Raw genomic sequence first — 20,582 nt, 5'->3', positions numbered from 1 at the left:
CACCATAACGTAACCCATCGCAATTAAGATTAAACTGTTTTCAAAAAAAAGCAAAAAGTGCCTGGGACGAACCCTAGATTATTGCTAGTGTCCTAATCACAAAAAATCTCAAGAAAATCGGCATTCAAATCTATGCTTTATCAATCGCTTATCACGCGCTATCTTCTAGCTTATGTGTGTCAAGAAATCAGCTTTTTACACTGGATAGATAAAGTCATAAAATGTTAACAAATGTTGTCACGATAGGATGTTTCTACTGCTAAATATTAAATTTTATTACAGGATGCAACATTTGTGGTTCAGATGGATTTAGATTATCCACATAAATGGTCAATTAAATACCCTCTTTATCTGATTTGCCCTGCCATCACCTCAGTTATTAGTTATCGGTGGAGATTGTTAAGTAAACAGTAATATTTCCCCATGACGGATTTAATTCTACAAAATCGTTACAAAGTCTTGCGATTAATTGCCGATGGTGGTTTCGGAGAGACTTTTTTGGCAGAAGATAGCCAAATGCCTTCAAAACGTCTCTGTCTGATTAAACAGCTAAAACCGATTAATGATAATCCCCAGGTTCACAATCTTGTCAAAGAAAGGTTTGAGCGAGAAGCCGCTATCCTGGAAAAATTGAGCGAAAATAGTCCTCAAATTCCCAAACTATACGCTTATTTTGAGGAAAATAATCAATTTTATTTAGTCGAGGAATTTATCGAGGGAGAAACTCTCAGCCAAAGAATACAGAGTAAAGGAGTTTTTAGCGATGATCAAGTCAAAGAGATTTTAGTTAGTATTCTACAGGTTTTAATTTATGTTCACGGACAAAAAATTATCCATCGAGATATAAAACCCGATAATATCATTCTACGGATTTATGATAATTTACCGATCCTAATTGATTTCGGTGCGGTTAAAGAAACTATGGGAACAGTGGTTTCTAATTCGGGCCATTCTCTTAATTCTATTGTTATCGGTACTCCAGGTTTTATGCCATCAGAACAAGCGATCGGTCGTCCGGTTTATAGTAGTGATCTCTACGCTTTAGGATTGACGGCTATTTATCTACTAACTGGCAAAACTCCTGAAATGTTAGAGAGCGATCCGATGACAGGAAAAATTTATTGGCGGCAGTTCGCTTTAGATACTAATATCAGTTTAGCAGCCGTGCTAGATAAAACTATTTCACCGCGCTCTAACGAACGTTATTTAACTGCAAAAGAGATGTTGGAGGTGCTACAAACTCCCCCATCAATTGTAGCAACAAATATCGTTATCCCCACTCCTCCCACTCCTACTCAGGTAATTTCTCCTGTAACTTCAAAACCTGTTTCTAATCCCCGCACTTTACCTGAATGGGTGAAAGCAATAATTATAGGGAGTATGATCGGTACTGGCATTTTAGGTGGTTTTGTCTTAAGTTATTATCTCTCAAATTCTTCTGGAGATGAGTCAATTTCTCCGTCACCTTCCCCAGAGAATCAAGACTCAGATATTACCATCAATAATGAGTTTCCTAAATCTGTCTGTGGGGATGAGAATATCACCGATACTTACTATAAAGTTGTAGTAACTGATGAGGATAGTTTAGAGAGAGTTAAAAATAACTTTTGTCGCGATGCTTTTGTTAATGATGGTAATATTCAGGTAGCAACTTTTAGTGACTTAAATCGCGCTCAAGATTTACAAAGGCAACTAATTAAATACTTTAATCAAGTTAAAATTACCCAAGGTGTCATCGATACCTCACCTAGTCCTGAAACTGTCTATTCTCCCAGTCCTGAAACCGTCTATTCACCTGTTCCTCAACAGACAGTTAACTCTATTTCTCGTTCAGAAGCGGTGGATTTAATCGAGCGCTGGTTAAAGGCAAAAAGAGATATTTTTGGTCCTTCCTATCAAACCTATTTAGGAGAAGAATTACTTACAGGTAAAGCTTATAATGACAAAATAAAAAGCTCTGATGGTCAAGAAAGTTCTTCCGAATGGTTAGCTAATAATAGTGCTTATTATATCTATGGAGTTCAGAGAATAGATTCAGTTAATAATTTTACATCCTCTGGCGATCAAGCTACAGTGGATGTGGTGGTTACTGAAGAAAGAACCCTCTATAACAATCAGGGTAAAATTGATCAAAAAAATAGTGGTTTAAGTACCTTATTAGTTCGCTATAATCTTGAAAATGACGAGGGAACATGGAAAATAGCTAACCCTAGAACTCTTAAAAATTTAGTTCGTAGATAAGTTGAATTAATCACAAAGTAGAAACAAAAAAATGAAAAATAATTCAGATAAAACCCATAGATACAATCATTGCTGTTAAATTTTCATCTTTAGACAGTATTTATAACTGAACTTCCCCCATACACATATATTACAATAGACGAAACCCCTTATCCATCAATGGATACACCCATTGACTTTTCTTAATGTCCCATGTTTATTGTGATATTTCTTAATAGACAAAAATTCTCTCCATTTGCTAAAATGATAGCCATGTATATAGAAAAAGTTCTTAACCGTAATTCTCCTGCTGCTGTTCTTCGACCAGATTCTTACCGAGGAGGATTAAAAAATTAGGTTTAGATAGAATAATCAGTTAAAAATCCCCGTCAATTGATTTAAAGGTACGTCCTATCTATCATTATCAGGGAGATAGAGTCAAGGCTCATATCTTTTTATGTATGTTGGCTTATTATGTGGAATGGCATTTAAAACAGTCCTTAGATCCTTGATTATTTGAGGATGAAGAAATTGATGAGAGTTCCCTAAATGTGATTAAAGCGAATCCCAGTCAATCCGCTCAGTCTAAAGAGAGAAAAAAACGGAAGCAAGAGAACCTCCCTGTGCATAGTTTTCGGAGTTTATTGGAGGAATTAGGGACGATTTGCTTGAATACAGTAGAATGTACGATTGGGGAGGGAAGTTATCGTTTTTCTAAGATAACTCGACCGACTGAACTGCAACAATCATGCGTTAGATTTATTAGGGGGTTCCCTGATTTGTAGCCAGTAAAGGGGCGGCGGAAATTCTCTTAATCCCTGACACAGCACAGGTTATGGCCTTTTGTCAACGGGGAAGTCTAGAATTTGGTATCGACGACTGGCGACTGGCTCCCCAAAACGAAAACTTTATACCTCACCATTAAGATGACTGTTATAAGTTGTGTTGAGAAATGTGTAGAGTTTGAGCCAACCCTTGACGGGAACCTAAGCTCTCGTGATAACTTGTATAGGAGTTACCGACAAGACCCCATCAGCTAGACAGACCCTTCCAGTTTCTCTATGTTTCATCCTAACCAATCGGAAACCCGCGAAGATATCCGCGAGTATGTGGCTCAACTACAACTTCACATGGCTTTACAAGCTCGTAATCTCGTGCCTAGTCTGACTAATACTAGAGATAGTCGCGAGAAACTGCTGCAGGATACCCAAGCGACTATTGAAAAAATCGTTTCTCGTCATTTCTAGTTGACCGATTTTAGCATAGTCGCTTGAGCCAAAGGACAGGCAATACAGGTGCCACAATTGCCTCTGCGGCGGCTGTCACTAATCTCGATGCCTCCGCTTCTGCAAGAGCAAGAATTGTCTCCTGTCCATCAGTAGGCATTTACCTTGTCGTGACAGCAAAGATAAGACCACCAGTTTTTTGGTTGTCTATGCTTTGGATGGTCATAATCTGAGATTTATTAAACTTCTGAAATCCTAGAGTGAGCAAGGAATCCAGTTCATTTTTATGTTTCAAATAGGCATCATTCAGACATCCATAAATAGCAGAAAAAAACTCGGAAAAGTTTTCATAATATTTGGCATATAAGCATTTATTTTTAACGAATTTACACAGCCTTTCAATTAAATTAAGATTAGGCGAATAAGGCGGGAAATAGAGAAACTATATTAACAAGGAAAAGTTTAAGTTGTGAAGGTGCGAAGTATAACTTAAATAGGACTACTATAGCAATTCTTTCTAGGCAAGACGGGAATTTTTAATCAATTGTTAAAATATTAAAAGGATGCTAAAGATGGCGGATAGAGTTTCCAGAGTGAGCTATCCTAGAGGTACTACTTATGCTATCCTCGCCCATGCTCGATCAAGTTCTCCATAGTCGTTATCAAGTCCAACAGTTACTGGGAAAAAAAACAATCTTAGCGAGGGACAGACACACCACCCAGTTAGTTATCATTAAACTTATTTCTGTTCCTAGGGGGCAAGGAAATCAGTTTATCGGAGAAATAACCAGTAAAATTGCCCTGTTGCGACAACTCTCTCACCCATCTCTCCCCAAATACCTCGATAGCTTTGAGATAGATTCATCCCAGGAACAAATCATCGCTATTGTCCGACCTTATTTATCGGCGCAGCCTTTAGAAAACTATCTTAACTCCAGTTATTTATTAGCAGAACAAGATCTCAAACAAATTGCCAAATATCTTTTGGAGATTCTCTCCTATCTCCATCAGCAGGATTTCCCCATTAACCACGGCAATATTAAACTTAGTAATATCCTCTTGGATACCCAGTCCCATCGTTTTTATCTAGTTGATTTTGCCTTTGATTCCGATTCTCCCACCACCGACTTACAGGATATAGGCAAAACTTTGATCAGTTTAGCCACGGGGATTAAGCATCGTTACATACCCGAAAACTTTGAGCAAAAAACTAATCTAAGCGCTTTTTTCATCTATTGGTTAAAAAGATTATCAAACTCCCACCCCGACTCTCATTTTCGTTCGGTGACAGAAGCTTTAGCCAGCTTATATAGTTGTCAATTGATCTTAGTATCTATTGGTAATCTGACCAAACCCTACGGCAGCGAAGTTACTGTTTATAAAACAGATAATCTCCTAGAAATAAAAATAGCTAGTAAAACCAAACAAAAGTTTTTCAACAATCTCAAAACCCAGTTAAGACAGTTTTTACCATCCCTATTTTTTACGATCATTCTCTTAACTATAGTCGGTATTTATGATCTGAAACTGGTCGCTTTTTTAATCCCGATTATCCTAATTTTTCTGCTCAATTTAATCTCCTCTAGTTTATCTTGGCAGTTATGGAAATCTTTTTGGCAGGGGGAACTAGAGTTAAAAATTACCCCCAAAAAAGTTTCTCTCTATCAAAAACTCTGGGGGCTGAAATTTAAACTAACTGCCGATGCCGCTAGTTGGGAAATTTATAGTCTCATTCGTCGCAATGTCACTGTCACTATGCAGGGAGAAAATGTTAATATTATTCCTCCTTCTCTGGTTCTCGTTGCCAACCATCGAGAATATATTATCACTGCCAGTGAAGATGTTAGCGAAGCCGAATTAGATTGGTTGGCACAGCAGTTAAGTGATTGGCTACGTTTACCGATTACGAGAATTTAAGGTGTATTAAGCTACGTTAACACACCCCAAATTTATCTATAAATTAACCGATAACATCTTCCGATTTAATCAGATGCGCTTCTAGGAACCAGAGACGTTTATCGATATCCCGGGAGATTTCCGTATAGAGATCTGCTGTGTCGGCATCCCCTTGATTGCCAGTGCTATCAATAGCAGAACGAAGATGGGAAGCGTATAAGGCATAACGTTCGGCTAAAGCAACGAGATGTTCACTACCATCGACGATATCAGCCGGATATTCCGGCAGAATCGAGTTAGCGGCGGCGATGCGTGCTGTTCCCAAAGCGGTTCCACCTAAAGCGGTAATCCGTTCTGCTACCATGTCCCCATAGCCTTCTAATTCCGTGGCCATTTCGTCAAAGAGGCTGTGCAATTGGTAGAAATTTAAACCTTTTACATTCCAGTGGGCCTGTTTAACCTGAGTTTTTAGGTCTAAACTAGCGGCAAGGGTTTGGCTTAAGATTTCAACAATAGCTTTGCGGATATCTAATGCTAAATCGATGCGGGTGGAGTAGTATTGTCCCGTGGTTTTGGTTTTGACTGGAGTGGCTACCATAATCTTTCTCCTTGATGAGTTAACAAATACTCGATAATTCTTGTGGGTGCATAAGGGACTGATTTTGATCCTACAATTAAGCTCAAGTTATACACATCCCCTTTCAGAATTGATTAACATCCCCGTCAGCCTTCAGCTGCATAGTAGTGTGGATAACTAGAAAAATGGCTAATTAATTGGAAAATCAGAGGCTGATAGCTGATAGCTGACAAATTATGCTCCTAAATAAGCCGCTAATTCTTCCGAACCGCCAATTAATTGGCCGTCAATGAAGACTTGTGGGGTGGTGGTATTACCACTCATGGCCCGCAGAGAACGACTGGTGGCATCGCGTCCGAGGATAATTTCTTCGTATTGTAGGCCTTTTTCTTCTAACATTTTCTTAGCCCGGAGGCAGTAGGGACAGCCCACTTTCGAGAAAAGAGAGACTAAAGGCGGTTTTTTGGCTTCTGGGTTGATGTAGTGTAACATCGTTTCTGCATCGGAGACTTTGAAAGGATCTCCCGGTTCTTCCGGTTCGATGAACATTTTCTCGATAACACCATCTTTGACTAGCATCGAATAGCGCCAAGAACGTTTACCGAAACCTAAGTCAGCTTTATCGACTAACATCCCCATTCCTGCGCTAAATTCGCCGTTGCCGTCGGGAATCAAGACGACATTATCACATTCTTGGTCTTTTGCCCACTCGTTCATGACAAAGGTATCATTCACCGACAAGCAAACAATAGTATCTACGCCATTTTCCCGAAAAACTGGGGCTAATTCGTTATATCCGGGTAAATGGGAGGTGGAACAGGTGGGAGTGAATGCCCCGGGTAAGGCAAAAAGAACAACGGTTTTTCCTTTGAATAATTCCTCGCTGGTGATGTTCACCCATTGATTATTTTGACGCACGGGAAAGGTGACATCAGGAACTCTCTGTCCTTCTCGGTTTGGTAACATAATCGTCAACTCCTAATTGCTAAGTCGTACTCATTTCGAGTTTGTCTAAATTAAGTGTACTCATAACGACTATGAGTTGTCAACAAGTATTTATACTTAAATTAGCCATCGGTGAATAGTATTAAGTGGCAAGTCCGGAGTCTTCTTTTCACTGATTACTTTTTATTGTTTACTAAAAGAGAAATTGCTGTTGTCTTTTCACTGATTACTGGTTACTGTTTACTGATAACTGAAAAAAGCTCCCCACACCCAACCCCTTTTTTTACTGAAAAATGATGTTTCCCTTGCTGAAAAAAAGCTATAAATGGCTAGGACTAGCGATAATAACGGTGATTTTGGCGATTACACCCGCCGCCATTGCCCAATCAACCACTAGCGCCATACCTCTGGCAAAAATTAACTGGTTACAGGCGATTTTTTTGGGATTTGTGCAGGGAGTGACGGAATTTTTGCCGATTAGTAGTACCGCTCATCTAAAAGCGATTCCCGTCTTTTTGGGTTGGGGAGATCCCGGTGTCACCTATACGGCAGTGATTCAATTGGGCAGTATTGCGGCGGTATTGTCCTATTTTTGGCAGGATTTAAGGCAAATATCCACGGGAATGGTGAAAGCGGTGGCTAGTTCCGATTATCGTTCCCAGGATTTTCGTTTAGCCCTGGGGATTATCCTAGGCACAATTCCGATCGTTTTCTTCGGTTTGTTAATGAAACTTTTCATTCCCGATTTAGATAATTCCCCCCTGAGAAGCATGACTGCGATCGCCTGTGCCTCTATAGTCATGTCTTTACTCTTAGGTACGGCCGAAAAAATCGGGAAACATAAACGCAGTTTCGAGACTTTGCGACAAAAAGATGGGGTTTTAATGGGATTAGCCCAAGCTTTAGCCCTAATACCGGGGGTATCTCGTTCTGGGTCCACCTTAACTGCCGGGTTATTCATGGGTTTAGAAAGGGCCGTAGCAGCGCGATTTTCCTTTCTGCTGGGGATTCCGGCGATAACTTTAGCCGGTTTAGTGGAATTTAAAGGAGTTCTCGACCAGATTAACACCAGTGAATTAATTCCCCTCGCTATTGGGGTAATTTCCTCGGCGCTATTTTCCTATCTTTCGATCGCTTGGTTATTAGATTATCTCAAAAAACAGAGTACCTGGGTTTTTGTCTGGTATCGTCTCTTTTTCGGGGTTACTATCCTGATTGGTGTGGCCTTGGGGCGTTTTTCCTGACCTTTTGGCATTCTAATTAATTTCTAAAAAATCTCGCAATTTTTGTAGATAAGTAGGGGCATCTTCTAACATGGGAAAGTGAGCGGTATTAGCCATCTCCACATACTGGATATTATTATTCAAATCCGCCGCCATTTTACCCATTTTGGCAGGGATAATAATGTCTTTTTCCCCTGATACTAAAAGAGTTGGTATTTTAATCTCGGCAAATTTACCCGGCATAATTTCCACTGCTTTTTTACTCACAGATGTATAAATTGTGCCTAGGGCGGCCTCGTAATCTGCCGCTAAAAAATCTTCTAAAAAAGCAATTCTTTCTGATTTTGGGATCGATCGATGCAAAAATCTCGCCATAAATAATCGATCGGCAAAAGGGACTTTTAAAAACCAATCATAACGAAACTGTACCACATACTTACCGAATTTATGAAAGGCAGCAAAAGCCGCCTTGTCCCTGTGGAGAAACCCGGTTTCTTTGTCTATGGAGCGATCGCAATTAGCCCTAAACCAATCTAACAGGTAGGTTGACTGGCGCGATTAGTTGAAGTTTAGACATAATTGTGTTAATTATGTTTTTTTAATGCAGATGAATAGCTTGGCAATAAGGCTATCATCAATTATAATTAAAATCAATAAAAACAGATCAGCGATATTTGAGAATAATTGTAATTATGAAATTTGTGTTAAGTTCTCAAAATGTTTATGACTATTTAATCGACCAAAAAATCTGCGATCGCTCACAAGAAAATCCGGGAGTAGAGCAGATTCAGGCTAAAAATTTTAACTTATTAGTGACTTTACCAGAGGGGCGAAAGTTACTGGTTAAACAAGAACAATTTATTAATTTAGAAAAGGAAACGGTGGGTGAGTTTTTTGGGGAATGGCGAATCCCCAAATTTCTAGAGAACTTTCCTGAAATTGACCATTGGCGTAGTTTTCTGCCAGAATTACTGCTCCACGATGCTGATAACTCAATTTTAGTTTCTACTTATCTGGATAATTATCAGGATTTAGCAGAGTTTTATTCTAAAGAGAATCTCTTTCCGGCTCAGGTTGCTACTCAAATCGGCAGTTGTTTGGCGACAATTCACCGTGATACCTGGAATCAGAGTATTTATCGGGAATTTTTTGTCAAAGAAGAGTTTGCTGGAAAACCGAAAGTATCTCCGCTATTATTAGAGAGTTTGGAAAGGATCGGTCCTGAAATTTTTGGTATGGCTCCGATGGATGGATTGAAATTTTTTGCACTTTATCAACGATATGATAGCTTAGGAGAAGCAGTTCATCGAGCCAGTGAAACTATTTCTCCTATTTGTCTGACTCACAATGACATCAAGCTGAATAATATTCTTCTGAATCGAAACTGGGAAGATATTAATGGAAATGCGATCCGGTTGATTGATTGGGAAAGGTCTGATTGGGGAGATCCAGCATTTGATTTGGGAATGGCAATCGCTAGTTATCTACAAATTTGGTTGGGTAGCTTGGTGATTAGTAATTCTCTCAGTATTGAAGAGTCTCTGCGACTAGCCACTACTCCCCTAGAATTGCTGCAGCCATCTATCGGTGGGTTAACTTTAGCTTATTTAGAAACTTTCCCAGAAATCTTAGAATATCGTCCTGATTTCTTAAAGCAAGTGGTACAGTTGGCTGGTTTTTCTTTAATTATTGGGATTTTGGCAATGATTCAGTATCAAAAAACCTTTAATAATACGGGGATTGCTATGCTTCAGGTAGCCAAGGCTTTGTTATCTCGTCCTGAATCGTCAATGCCCACGATTTTTGGCGCTACTGCTACTCAGTTAAATCAGATTAATTCTTCTGTTGTTGGCAAAGTTTAATATCGTTGAGTATCTTGAAAAATTATGTCATTACTTAATTCTCAATTCCATCATTTAGCCCCTGAGGTTAGAGGTCGGTTAAAGGAAGTTTTGTTAGATATTGTTGAAAATGTCGAAATTTCCGCTAATTTTTCGATTCGTCATCCTGATTATCAACCCTGGGAACTGCCTGCTGAGATGTTGTCTAGGATTCAGGCTTTACCGAAGGAAATACAGGATAAATATATGAGCTTACAGTTGCGGAGTTTTCTTTATGGCATTTATTATAATGGGTCAATGCAGGCATCGCAAGCATTAGGTTCTGAGAATAAGGGTCAGCAATTAGATTTGGAGAATAATAGTTTTGCTGGCGTAGCTATGGACTTTTATTTACAGTTGGAAGCAGCGAACAAGGGGGAGGGATATTTTGATTCAGGTTGGTCAATTTTGAGAGAGGAAACCGATGGCAGTTTGGCTGTGACTAAGGGCGGTTTGCGACTGCATATCCAACGGGACAAGCATCTTCAAGAGTCTGAAAAAGCGGCGGCTGTGGGGGATGTTGTGTCAATTTTGATGCCTAAGAATTTGGTGCAAAATGGCTTTTATATGGCGGTGGGTAATGCCGGTTTACAGAGAGAGGAAGCGATGGTGCGGCTCTATTTTAATGTTACTCCTGAAGGTGCGGTGGCTGTGATGGCTGGGTTGACTGAAAGGTTAAATGAGAGGGGCATTCCTTTTAGTTTTAAGGCTTTGTATAATCCGGTTGATTATCAACGGTATGATGCTGGGGTGCTTTATTTTGGCAAAACAGATTATGAGTTGGTCAGGCAGGTTGTGGCTAATGTTTATCAGCAGAATCAGTCTGTTTTTAAGCCTGAAATACCTTTATTTACTCTGGAGTTAGCACCGGGATTGGGGTTAGCGGAGGAACCGGACAAAAAGTTTGGCAGTGAGGAAAGTTTTGGGATGAATCGCTGTCAGATTATAGCCAATGGGTTGTTGATGGCTTGGCAACAGGAGGACAATTCTGCGGCGGGTCGGATTGCTGCTATTTCTGAGCAGTTTTCTGGGTTGGGGATTGATTGGCAGCGTCCTTATTTGAATGCTGATTCTGAGGATGTTTATCAGGGATTAGAGTTGGCAAGCTGATGCTAAGAGAAAATCAGAAACCGGGTTTTTACTATTTTCCTGAGTTATTCTGGGTAAAGCATAGAAAAAACCCCGGTTTCTTTCTTGGCGCAGAACTCGGAGACTCAGAAACCGGGTTTCTTTTTCGGGTAAAATAGGCTTATCGCCTTGCTTTTACTCTGGTTGGCAAAAGCGACCTGTGACTCGCTCATATTCATCTTCCAGTAACCACATAAGACTTTCTTCGTAAGTATCGCTGGTAAAGATAGATTGATAGTTTTGTGCGGGATTTTGAATCGAGAATTTACCGGATTGTTCTTTAACTAACATCAGAATATAGGGGGGTGAAAGCCAAGGATCTACCCAGATTTCGGCAAATTCCCATTGTGTTTTTTCTGTTGGCGTAATTTGCGTTTTTGCGTTTTCAGGATTTTGTGGTGCGCGGTCTGGTACGAGGTATGACATGATATTTTCCTGTGCTTTTTTTTATTTTTATTTCTCCATAGTGGAGAGGGATTCTCGTTCCATCTAATTTTAGGATATACCCAATTGGTTCGGCAAAAAATAATCCATAGCGTTCGTATTTGTCTTCTGAATCTGCTGCTCCCGTTCTCTCTCCTCTTTGCTTAATTTCCTCTGCCACTCTCTCCATTGTCTGGCGATTGTTAAACAAATAGACGATTCCTTCGATTTCCAGTTCTCTTTGGGATTTTTCGGTTTCGGGTAAATGTTTGTCAATCAGACTGGTTCGGTTTTCTAGATATATTTCTCTGTTAATACCACTCATGTGATTTGTTTAACTAGCCATCTTACTATAACAAAAAGCGGTAAGGGTCGCTATGCCGTCAGGCTTATCGCCTATCTTAAAATAAAGTAGCGATCGGCCCATCGCTAAAGTTTAGTCTCATTAGGGCATAGGGCTATTTTTTTGACCCGCCACCACCCGAACCCAGGGGAGAGAGATATAAAAAAGACATAATTGTGCTAGTTCTGTCTCAAAAACAAAGCTCGGTGATACGAAATCATGGGAATTTGCGGTCATAATCTACATGAAATTACGGTGTTTTGGTCGGTGAATTTGAGACATAATTGTGCTAGTTAGATGAACCTTAAAGTTGCTCAAGCTATTGTCATTATTTGAGAGTTAGGCAACAATAATAATCATAGGGAAAGGAAGAGCATAATTAATCTGATTACCTCAAAGTAAAACTTATTCCAAGAGGAACCGAAAATGGCTAACATTACTATTTCTGATTTACGTCCTGCTGGTGCAGATTTGTTCTCCGATTCTGAGAGTTACCTTACTGACTTGACCGATTCGGAAATGCTTGATACATTAGGTGGCGGTGGTTCTATCACTATTTGTTGGCAAAATAAAACAACCAGATGGCGCTCTATCTCTATTTGTTGGGATTAGAAAAACTCCAGGTTCTTGTTAAGAAACTAGCCCAGTTTTTACTAAAATATCTCTATCATCCAGTTAGGTTGACCTGACTGGATGATATTCGTGTTAGTGCTATTCATCCCAAATTGGTGACAACTGACACTGACTCAATTTGATTGATAACCCACTCGCCAAACAACTCTGAAACAATTTGACAGCGTAACTTATTATCTAACTCGGACTGAAGGATCTCCTCCACCAAAATCAAATGCACTCCCTTAGAAGTCACAATCGGTTTAAGAACTTCTGGTGGTGTCGTCGCAAAAACAGCCGCAGAAATCTCTGGTTTCAAATCCTTACGAGACAATATTCCCCGATATCCTCCTTGGCGACGCAATTCTACATCCTGAATATATTGGTGAGCTACATCATAGAAACTCATTTCCTCTTCCTGAATAGAATAAAACAATTCCATCGCTAAATCTTCATCGTCTAACACCACTTCATACATCACTACCCCAGTATAATCTAATTGATTTTCATAAAAGTAAGGCTCAACTTTCTCGGCAAATAGATGAGTCATCAACTTTTCGGAAATAACGGTGATGTAGGCAATTTCTTCTAAATCATCAACAGACAAATGGTGTTTCTCTAGCCAAGCAAAAGTTTCTTGTACGCCACGAAGTTTCTGAAGAAGTCTAAGAGTATCCGCCGCTTGCTGAAGTTCCTCATTATCCACAGTTATCCCGGCTTCCGTAGCTGCATCAGTAATAATCTGACGACTAATAATAGACTCGATTATATCGGGAATTTGAAGAGATAGCTTAACTTGTTTCAGAATATCTTCAGCAGTAATGGCAACAGATTGTGACATAATCTTTCTCCGGGTAATCAAAACATTTTTATGGATTCCCGCAATTCGCGGGAATGACAGGCCCTCGAACAAAAGCTTTCTAAAATTCTAAACCTCCTTTTTGTAACTTCTTGAATGGGTCAAGAATAAAATCAATAACGCGACGCTGACGCACCACCACCTCAGCCGTAGCCGTATCTCCCGGACGTAATGGAATACAGTCATTTCCACTAGGAATACAAGTTTTATTTAACTCAATTTCTAGTTCATAAATTGCTACTCGTCCCTGAGATGTTTCTTGCATTTTGGTGGTTGGGGAAATTTTAATTAAACTTCCATCAACTACCCCATAGTCCTGAAAAGGATAAGCATCAAACTTCATCTTAACCGCCATTCCTTTCTGTAATGAACCACTTTGTGTAGTGGCCATTTCTGCTTTCAATAAAATATCCGCTTTTTGGGGCGCTATTTCTACAATCATTCCTCCTTGTTGTACCACATCTCCCACCCCAGTAATCGGCAAACTAAAAATAGTGCCTCCTTCTTGGGCTCTAACAATCCGTTTCTCTAACTCAAACTTCAAAGAATCAATTTCTTTCTTTGTTTGCGTCACCTCAGATTTAAGACTACTGATTTGGCTATCCAAACTTTTTAGCTGTTCTTGAATTTTAGACAGAGCAATTTCCCCCGCATGAGTAAGGGTTTGAACACTATTCTCTTGCTCGGCTAAACGCAACTTCGCTTGCTCAATGTCCGCTTCCCCTTGATTAACAATTCTCTGATAAATCCTCTTTTGTTCGATTAATCGTAACTCCGCTTGCTCAATATCCGCCTTCCCTTGATTAACAATTCTCTCATAACTGCTTTTCTGCTCTTCTAATCGCAGTCTGGCTTGCTCAATATCTGCTTGACTTTGCTTCCAAATACTTTGTCTTTCATCGGCGATATTTTCCTGTTCAACGACCCGAACTTCCGCTATCACCCCATTATGGAAAAGATTCTGGTAACGTTCGACTTCCCTCAAGGCTTTTTGTAAGCGCAATTCTGCTAAATTATAAGCGGTGTTGCTATCCTCTAACTGTTGTTTGGCTTGGGCAACTTGAGTCAGTTTCTCTTCTCTTTGTAAATTTAAGGTTCTTCTGAGTGCTGCCAGATTTTGCTCCGCTTGAGCAATTTGAGTCAGTTTTTCCTGTTCTTGCAAATTGTATGTTGTCTTAAGAGACTGAAAGGTTTGTCGAGCTTGTTCTACCTGAGATAGTTTCTCTAATTGTTGGGACTGATTTTGCCGTTCTTGGGTACGCAGTTCGGTTTCTAGCTGATTTTTTTGTTGCTTTAGTGCATTCAGCCGATTATTTTGACTTTGTAGTTGAATTTGCAGTTGGGTAATTCGCTCACGAATAGGGAGACTGTCCAGTTCCATTAAAATATCCCCAGCTTTTACCATGTCTCCTTCTTCAATATTTAGCATTTCAACTTTAGCCGTTTGGGAATTAAGAGCCGCAGATGTATAGGTTAAATTTAGCTTTTGCTTAATTGTACCACCTTGCGGTTCTAACCGTCCCCTAGCACTACCCGTTTCATCTACCCGAGACAACATTCCCCAGGGCAAAGCGATCGCCACAAAAACGATTAAAAAATAGAGCAGTCCTCGCGTCCACCGCTGAGGTAACGCATCCAACAGTTCCTTTGTGGCAAAAGACCAATCCGCCGAAGAATTTAGGTTACTTCCTGGTAGATTTTGGTCGCTTTTACGACCATTTAAGTCTGCTTGGTTAATCTCATTAAACTGGGTCATAATTTATGAAAATCTTGCTCAGATTTATGAACATTAGTTAAGTTGCTGATGATTTAAATAGTAGTAATGCCCTTTTTTTGCCATTAACTGCTCGTGATTTCCTTGCTCTATTAATACTCCTCTATCTAAAACTAAAATTATATGAGCATTTCTAACGGTAGATAAGCGATGGGCAATAATTAATGTAGTACGTCCCTTAAGAATTCTATTCAAATTAGTCTGAATAATTCGCTCCGACTCCACATCTAAGTGGGAAGTTGCCTCATCAAAAATCAATAGACGAGGATTGCCTAATAACGCCCTAGCGATGGCTAATCTTTGCCGTTGACCACCAGACAATAACCCTCCACCTTCACCAATCTGGGTTTCATAACTCATCGGTAACTTTTGAATAAACTCGTCAGCACCTGCTAATTGAGCGGCTTCGATAATTTCCGCCTGAGTTGCAGAAGGTCGCGCTAGGGTCAAGTTGTCCCGAATTGTGCCACCAAATAAAAAAGTATCCTGGTCAACAACACCAACCCTTTGACGCAAAGAAGATAAAGAAATGCTAGTTATGTCATGACCATCAATGAAAATCTTCCCATCTGTAGGGGTATATAGCCCCAAAACTAGCTTAGAAATAGTAGTTTTTCCTGAACCAGAACGCCCCACTAAAGCTACAGTCTGTCCGGCTTTGATTTCAAAGCTGAGATTCTCTAAAACATTAGTTTCGCTTTCTGGGTGGTAACGAAATGTCACCTTGTCAAAAATAATATCTCCTCGTAAATCTGTTAAATAATAACGAGCCTGAGATTGCAAATCTTCCTCTGGTTCGGTATCAATCACATCATTAATTCGCTCCACTGCAATAATTACCTCCTGTAACTCATTCCATAGAACCGTTAACCGCTGAAAAGGGTTTATTACATTGCCAATTAACATATTAAAAGCCACCAACTGCCCGATGGTTAATTCTCCTTGAATCACTAACCAAGCCCCAAACCAAAGCAGCCCAGTGGTCACTAAAGATTCAATGGTTAAGCTAAATACTTGGAGTCGGTTGCTAATAATCTGCCCAGAAAAGTTTTTGCGAATTGACTTGTTGAGAAACTCCTCCCAACGCCAGCGCACTACTTGCTCAATTGCCAGAGATTTGACCGTGCGTACACCAGTCAAAGATTGGATTAAATAACCACTTTCTTCCGCTAAGGCCGCAAATATTTCTCTGGATATCTTTTGTAGGAAAGGAGTAGCAATGATAGCAAGCAGGAAAAAAGGTGGCACAATGACTAATGCCAGTAAAGCCATTTTCCAGCTATACCAGAACATAAGTCCCACATAGATAAAGACCGTGAGTAAATCTAATACAATAGATAGGGCTTCACCCGTTAGAAATCTCTCAATCTTGCGGTTTTCCTGCACCCTGGCCATGATATCCCCCACATAGCGAAACTCAAAAAAACGCAGGGGTAATCGGAAAGTGTGGGTAATAAATCCCACAATCATGGCTAAATTTACTTTGTTGGCAGTGTGGTCGAGGAGATATTGTCGTAATCCGGTCAAAGCAACCCGAAATAAACCAAAAATGACTAACCCTAATCCCACAGCCGTTAAGGTTAATGTACTGCCTTGAACAACTACCCGGTCGAGGAGTAACTGAGTAAATAGTGGGGTAACTAATCCGAAAATTTGAATGACTAAGGAAGCAATAAATACTTCTAGTAATACTTGACCGTGAGGACTGGCTAAATTAAAAAATTGCCAAAATGGGGTAGTATGATTTTTGAGTTCCTTGATTAAAGCTGTCGGTTGTAGGAGTAGTGTATAACCCTGCCAACCTGTTTTAAATTCTGGATATGTTAAACTCCGTTGACCAATAGCAGGGTCAGCAACAATGACTTGATTGCGAGTGATTTCATAAACTACGATATAATGTTTGCCTTCCCAGTGAGCGATTGCGGGTAATTTTTGTTTAGCTAGTTGGTCAATACTGGCTTTAACTGGTCTAGTGGAAAATCCGATACTTTCCGCCGCAGCGGATAGTCCTCGCAAAGAAGCCCCATTGGCATCTACATTAGCAATATCTCGAATGCGGTTGACACTAAACTTTTTGCCCCAATAACGGGCAACCATTACTAAACAAGCAGCACCACAGTCAGAACCACTTTGTTGCTCAAAAAAAGGATAGCGTCTAGTAATATGCTGCCATAGATGAGTAACGCGCTGAGTGGGGCTAGGGAAATAAGCCTTGTTAACTTTTTGCTTGTGGGTTTTTAGATATATTTCATCTTTGATTGTGCTAATTCCCGCAATTAGTTCCTGGTCGTCGTTTACGGATAAATCTAGTTGAGTATTTATGGAAAATTTCCTTTTTTGTTCATTATCTTTAGCGGTAGCTAAATTGTACAAATACTCCTTAAATCGGGAATTTTTATGAATGATAGAGCGCAAAACTTTACCGGGAATATAACATAGCTCTGCTTGAGGCGAAACCCTGACAGCATAATCTAAAAAACCGGCTTCAGGAAACAAAGTACATTCCCCAAATAGTTGAGCCGGATGCAGGGTGCTAATTAAGTCCAGGCTACTGTTAACCAGTCTTACTTTGCCAGCGACCAAAATATATAAGCCATCGGATGCTGAGATACTTTCCAACAACAAACCGGGGTTAGGTTTTGAAAATTCAGCCGACTCAACTAAACTGGCTAAATCCTCTTCTGATAAAAATTGACCGATTAGACCAGATAGATATTCTTTGGTAGTCATTTCTCCCTCGATAGTGTTGCCAACACTTAATAGCACTTAATAGATTTTTCATGATGATTAAGAAAATGCCACCTCCTCTGGAATGTCCCTAATCACAATGCCGCTTTTACTGGATTTTTTCGGCTCATTTTTTTCAAGGTTATTCGATTTTGGTCTGGTAGATAAACCCATTTGTTTGAGTAGTCTGTTGATATGGCGATCGCTGATTTTAATTCCTAATTCTGCGCTCAGGTGCTCGCTGAGTTTCTTAGCAGTCCATCGGGAAGCCGAATAGACCTCTCCATAATTTAATTAAATCACAATATATAGGATATAATAAAACAAATAGTAACTCAAAAAAGCCATGAAAAACTACACTTGGGAATACATTCAAAAATATCCGAAACAAACTAAAAGACTATTAGGAATTGACTACCAACAACTAGAACAACTGATGGCACTTGGAAAACTTATACATCGGAAAAACCAATCAGAAATCGAAAAAACCAAAATTAGGATTAATCAACCAGGAAGCGGAACACCTCCTAAATTATCCTGACAGGGGGACAAGCTGGCTGAACTCCTTACATCACAAGCTTTTTGGGGTGTTGGAGCGAAAAAGTTCGATGCAGCTCACCCCCCGTTGTTGATAAATATTTCTAGTAAGCTCGCCCAAATCCCTGATTATTTCGTTAGCTTTTTGGCTGAAAGCGATGTATCTGTTTGTAACTGAGGAGCCTCAAAACCTTTGTGGACAATGCTTTGAGAGGTCTTGTCCCCCTGTCAGTAAATTATCAGAAGAGGAACAAATTGTTCTAATGTTGGTTTATTTAAGACATCATCTAAGCTTTCAAATCTTAGGACTAATATTTCAAGTGAGTGAATCAACGGCTCATAATATCTTTACCTATTGGCAAAAACTTTTTGAAGGAGAGTTACCGCCAAGTTTGTTAGAACAAATAAAGAAGTGCCAAGAAGAGGAAATAATAATTGAACAATTAAGGGATTATGAGTTGATTGTCGATAGCGCAGAACAGCCCGTGGAGAGGCCGACCGATTATCAAGAACAAAAAATATATTATTCGGGAAAGCAAAAAAGACATACTTTAAAAAGTCAATTTATTGTCTTGCCAAAAGCTGAAGATATTGTTGATGTAGTTATTGGTCAACCTGGTCCGACGAGCGACATAAAAATCTGTCGGCAAACTTTAAGCAAATTCGATTCTCAACAAACTTTTATTGGAGATAAAGCTTACCTAGGAGAAAATCAAATCAGAACTCCTGATAAAAAACCTAAGAATGGAGAATTAACCGAGAATCAAATTAAAGAAAATAAAGTTTTATCATCTCGGCGAATTTTTGTTGAGCATTTAATTCGAGTTGTCAAAGTATTTAAAGTAGTTCAAGAAAGATTTAGATTAAATAAAAGTCGATATAAATCGGTTTTACTGACCGTTTGTGGCTTAGTAAGGTTGAGAATTAGTGCGCTAATTTTAGAAGTAATAGAAGGGGAGCAATCAGGGGAAGTAATTGACGTTATAATTAGCCATAGTTTTCCGTCAAAATTGGATTTTGTCTCTTCAAACCCTGATTAATCGGTTTTGAGAGCTAATTTTGACTCTTGGTCTAATCTGCCTCTCTTCCTTGCTGTGACTGACTTATAAATTTTTGGAGAGGTCTAATAACTAAAATCACGGTGAGGGACTTTAACTTCTCTAGGGCTTTGACTGACTAACTTCCTCAAACGCTGCAAGCATTCCTCGTCTACAGTTTGAGGTCTGCCAATTGGGCCAATATTCCACTGGTGAGCCTGACCAGACTTGGCGAGGGTTATCCAATGGCGTGCTGTACTATGGGAACAGCCCAACTCTTGGCAAATTTGGGTTTGGGTTTTACCCTCATCTGCCAGCAGCATAATTTGAATTCGTTGAAAATGGCGCTTAGACAACCCTTTTTCTAGGCTTTTTTCTAAGTGTTTTCTCTGAAAAGCACTGAGAAATCGACCAGAGTTATTGGGAAAATTAATACCAATTTGAGATGATTTCATAAGCTGATACTCATTGACATTAGAGGATTTTGGACAATCTGCGACATCTTTGCAAAACAAAATTTGGCGTTGCGTATTTGCGGTATAAATCAATTAGACACGGGTATTACCTCGTACTCGTAGAACAGATGGTGGGCAGTTAGCACGGTGTATGTCGCCCATGCTTTTTGAGCATTATACCAGATACTTCTGGTTTAAGTAGTCGGACATAAGTTTTCGCTGCTGTATAAAGTTTTGTAAATAGGGTAGAAAGCTGTATGCAGCAGCGAAAACCGCCTCTTTTACATTCCTTAACATAGTGTTGTTCATTTATGGCTCTTCTGGTTTCTGTGTGGAAACGAGGTCTATACTGATAGTTTCTTCTTTCAAAATAGTCCTAAAAGTCCTGACCAGTAAACATTTAACCTTACATAAGCAAAAATTATCACACAAATTTGAGAAGAGCCCAGAAGGTAAGAGGTAGTTAGATATGTGTAATTAATTTTGCTTAGGTACTTATCATCCAATTCCGCTGTATAATTTCCTCCACTAAAATCAAGCTTATCCCTTTAGCTTTCACAATAGGTTTAAGCAACTGAGGAGGTTTCGTAGCAAACACAGCAGCAGATATTTCTGGTCTTAAATCCTGGCGACGCTGTACCCCCAAATATCCACCCTGACGGCGTAACTCTTTATCCTCAATATACTTGTCAGTCACATCATAGAAACTCATTTCCCCTA

The 20,582-nt window shown here is 39.6% G+C and carries 19 protein-coding genes and 3 pseudogenes; 10 read left to right on the top strand and 12 right to left on the bottom strand.

The window, feature by feature from the left end; all coding sequences use genetic code 11:
• The first annotated feature begins 423 nt into the window (after positions 1-423).
• From myaer_RS08705 to myaer_RS08695, 3 genes and pseudogenes are all read left to right on the top strand, one after another.
• Positions 424-2,241: a protein kinase domain-containing protein gene (locus myaer_RS08705; protein WP_046661813.1), complete on the top strand. Its 1,818-nt coding sequence runs from the start codon at positions 424-426 to the stop codon at positions 2,239-2,241.
• Positions 2,242-2,609: 368 nt separating this feature from the next.
• Positions 2,610-3,012: pseudogene (locus tag myaer_RS22465) on the top strand (tail length tape measure protein); the annotation flags it as partial.
• Between the two features lie 269 nt (positions 3,013-3,281).
• Positions 3,282-3,467 carry a hypothetical protein gene (locus myaer_RS08695; RefSeq protein ID WP_002731861.1) on the top strand — a complete coding sequence of 62 codons (186 nt, stop codon included), beginning with the start codon at positions 3,282-3,284 and terminating at the stop codon, positions 3,465-3,467.
• Between the two features lie 139 nt (positions 3,468-3,606).
• Here myaer_RS08695 and myaer_RS08690 read toward each other — a convergent pair.
• Positions 3,607-3,885 (bottom strand): annotated as a pseudogene (locus tag myaer_RS08690) (transposase); the annotation flags it as partial.
• Positions 3,886-4,079: 194 nt separating this feature from the next.
• Between myaer_RS08690 and myaer_RS08685 the strand changes: the two are divergent.
• Positions 4,080-5,363 carry a protein kinase domain-containing protein gene (locus tag myaer_RS08685; RefSeq protein ID WP_046663665.1) on the top strand — a complete coding sequence of 428 codons (1,284 nt, stop codon included), beginning with the start codon at positions 4,080-4,082 and terminating at the stop codon, positions 5,361-5,363.
• A gap of 43 nt (positions 5,364-5,406) precedes the next feature.
• Here myaer_RS08685 and dps read toward each other — a convergent pair whose 3' ends face one another.
• The gene (gene dps / locus myaer_RS08680) at positions 5,407-5,940 is read right to left on the bottom strand and encodes a DNA starvation/stationary phase protection protein Dps (RefSeq protein WP_046661812.1); all 534 of its coding nucleotides are present in this window, start codon (positions 5,938-5,940) and stop codon (positions 5,407-5,409) included.
• A 213-nt stretch (positions 5,941-6,153) separates the two neighbouring features.
• Positions 6,154-6,885 (bottom strand): glutathione peroxidase, encoded by a 732-nt coding sequence (locus myaer_RS08675; RefSeq protein ID WP_046661811.1) that lies wholly within the window; start codon positions 6,883-6,885, stop codon positions 6,154-6,156.
• Positions 6,886-7,157: 272 nt separating this feature from the next.
• Between myaer_RS08675 and myaer_RS08670 the strand changes: the two genes are divergently transcribed.
• On the top strand, positions 7,158-8,108 hold the full coding sequence (locus myaer_RS08670; RefSeq protein WP_046661810.1) for an undecaprenyl-diphosphate phosphatase: 951 nt from the start codon (positions 7,158-7,160) through the stop codon (positions 8,106-8,108).
• Positions 8,109-8,120: 12 nt separating this feature from the next.
• Here the strand turns inward: myaer_RS08670 and myaer_RS08665 are convergent.
• Positions 8,121-8,561: pseudogene (locus tag myaer_RS08665) on the bottom strand (alpha/beta fold hydrolase); the annotation flags it as partial.
• A gap of 218 nt (positions 8,562-8,779) precedes the next feature.
• Here myaer_RS08665 and myaer_RS08660 point away from each other — a divergent pair.
• Positions 8,780-9,949 carry a phosphotransferase gene (locus tag myaer_RS08660; RefSeq protein WP_046661809.1) on the top strand — a complete coding sequence of 390 codons (1,170 nt, stop codon included), beginning with the start codon at positions 8,780-8,782 and terminating at the stop codon, positions 9,947-9,949.
• 24 nt (positions 9,950-9,973) lie between these two features.
• Entirely contained in the window at positions 9,974-11,077 is a 1,104-nt protein-coding gene (locus myaer_RS08655; RefSeq protein WP_046661808.1) for a T3SS effector HopA1 family protein, read from the top strand.
• A 153-nt stretch (positions 11,078-11,230) separates the two neighbouring features.
• Here myaer_RS08655 and myaer_RS08650 read toward each other — a convergent pair whose 3' ends face one another.
• On the bottom strand, positions 11,231-11,521 hold the full coding sequence (locus tag myaer_RS08650) for a hypothetical protein (RefSeq protein ID WP_002737941.1): 291 nt from the start codon (positions 11,519-11,521) through the stop codon (positions 11,231-11,233).
• Positions 11,481-11,843 (bottom strand): DUF6972 family protein, encoded by a 363-nt coding sequence (locus myaer_RS08645; RefSeq protein WP_002738203.1) that lies wholly within the window; start codon positions 11,841-11,843, stop codon positions 11,481-11,483. Before myaer_RS08645 ends, myaer_RS08650 begins: the two co-directional genes overlap by 41 nt.
• 444 nt (positions 11,844-12,287) lie before the next feature.
• On the opposite strand from myaer_RS08645, the gene myaer_RS08640 reads away from it, so the two are divergent.
• The gene (locus myaer_RS08640) at positions 12,288-12,473 is read left to right on the top strand and encodes a hypothetical protein (protein WP_046661807.1); all 186 of its coding nucleotides are present in this window, start codon (positions 12,288-12,290) and stop codon (positions 12,471-12,473) included.
• 103 nt (positions 12,474-12,576) lie between these two features.
• Here the strand turns inward: myaer_RS08640 and myaer_RS08635 are convergent, their stop codons facing one another.
• The 4 genes from myaer_RS08635 to myaer_RS08620 form a co-directional block, all read right to left on the bottom strand.
• The gene (locus myaer_RS08635; protein WP_046661806.1) at positions 12,577-13,314 is read right to left on the bottom strand and encodes a peptidylprolyl isomerase; all 738 of its coding nucleotides are present in this window, start codon (positions 13,312-13,314) and stop codon (positions 12,577-12,579) included.
• Positions 13,315-13,393: 79 nt separating this feature from the next.
• The gene (locus myaer_RS08630; RefSeq protein ID WP_046661805.1) at positions 13,394-15,088 is read right to left on the bottom strand and encodes an HlyD family efflux transporter periplasmic adaptor subunit; all 1,695 of its coding nucleotides are present in this window, start codon (positions 15,086-15,088) and stop codon (positions 13,394-13,396) included.
• Positions 15,089-15,121: 33 nt separating this feature from the next.
• Positions 15,122-17,836, bottom strand: a complete 2,715-nt coding sequence (locus tag myaer_RS08625; RefSeq protein WP_046663662.1) for a peptidase domain-containing ABC transporter — start codon at positions 17,834-17,836, stop codon at positions 15,122-15,124.
• 57 nt (positions 17,837-17,893) lie between these two features.
• Positions 17,894-18,067, bottom strand: coding sequence for a hypothetical protein (locus tag myaer_RS08620; protein WP_235614853.1), 174 nt, complete (start codon positions 18,065-18,067; stop codon positions 17,894-17,896).
• A gap of 112 nt (positions 18,068-18,179) precedes the next feature.
• Here myaer_RS08620 and myaer_RS08615 point away from each other — a divergent pair, with 112 nt between their 5' ends.
• Both myaer_RS08615 and myaer_RS08610 read left to right on the top strand, forming a co-directional pair.
• Complete coding sequence (locus myaer_RS08615; protein ID WP_046661804.1) at positions 18,180-18,374, top strand: hypothetical protein; 195 nt, start codon at positions 18,180-18,182, stop codon at positions 18,372-18,374.
• A gap of 154 nt (positions 18,375-18,528) precedes the next feature.
• Entirely contained in the window at positions 18,529-19,410 is an 882-nt protein-coding gene (locus myaer_RS08610) for a transposase family protein (RefSeq protein ID WP_327348093.1), read from the top strand.
• Between the two features lie 83 nt (positions 19,411-19,493).
• On the opposite strand, the gene myaer_RS08605 is transcribed toward myaer_RS08610, so the two are convergent.
• A complete protein-coding gene (locus myaer_RS08605) occupies positions 19,494-19,862 on the bottom strand; it encodes a helix-turn-helix domain-containing protein (RefSeq protein ID WP_235614824.1) in 369 nt (122 codons plus the stop codon).
• A gap of 487 nt (positions 19,863-20,349) precedes the next feature.
• Positions 20,350-20,574 (bottom strand): peptidylprolyl isomerase, encoded by a 225-nt coding sequence (locus myaer_RS08600; protein WP_103672700.1) that lies wholly within the window; start codon positions 20,572-20,574, stop codon positions 20,350-20,352.
• Positions 20,575-20,582 lie beyond the last annotated feature (8 nt).

Source organism: Microcystis aeruginosa NIES-2549, from assembly GCF_000981785.2.
Classification (GTDB): domain Bacteria; phylum Cyanobacteriota; class Cyanobacteriia; order Cyanobacteriales; family Microcystaceae; genus Microcystis; species Microcystis aeruginosa_C.
The sequence above is the reverse complement of the archived record's forward strand: the minus strand, read 5'-3'. Positions and strand labels throughout refer to the sequence as shown.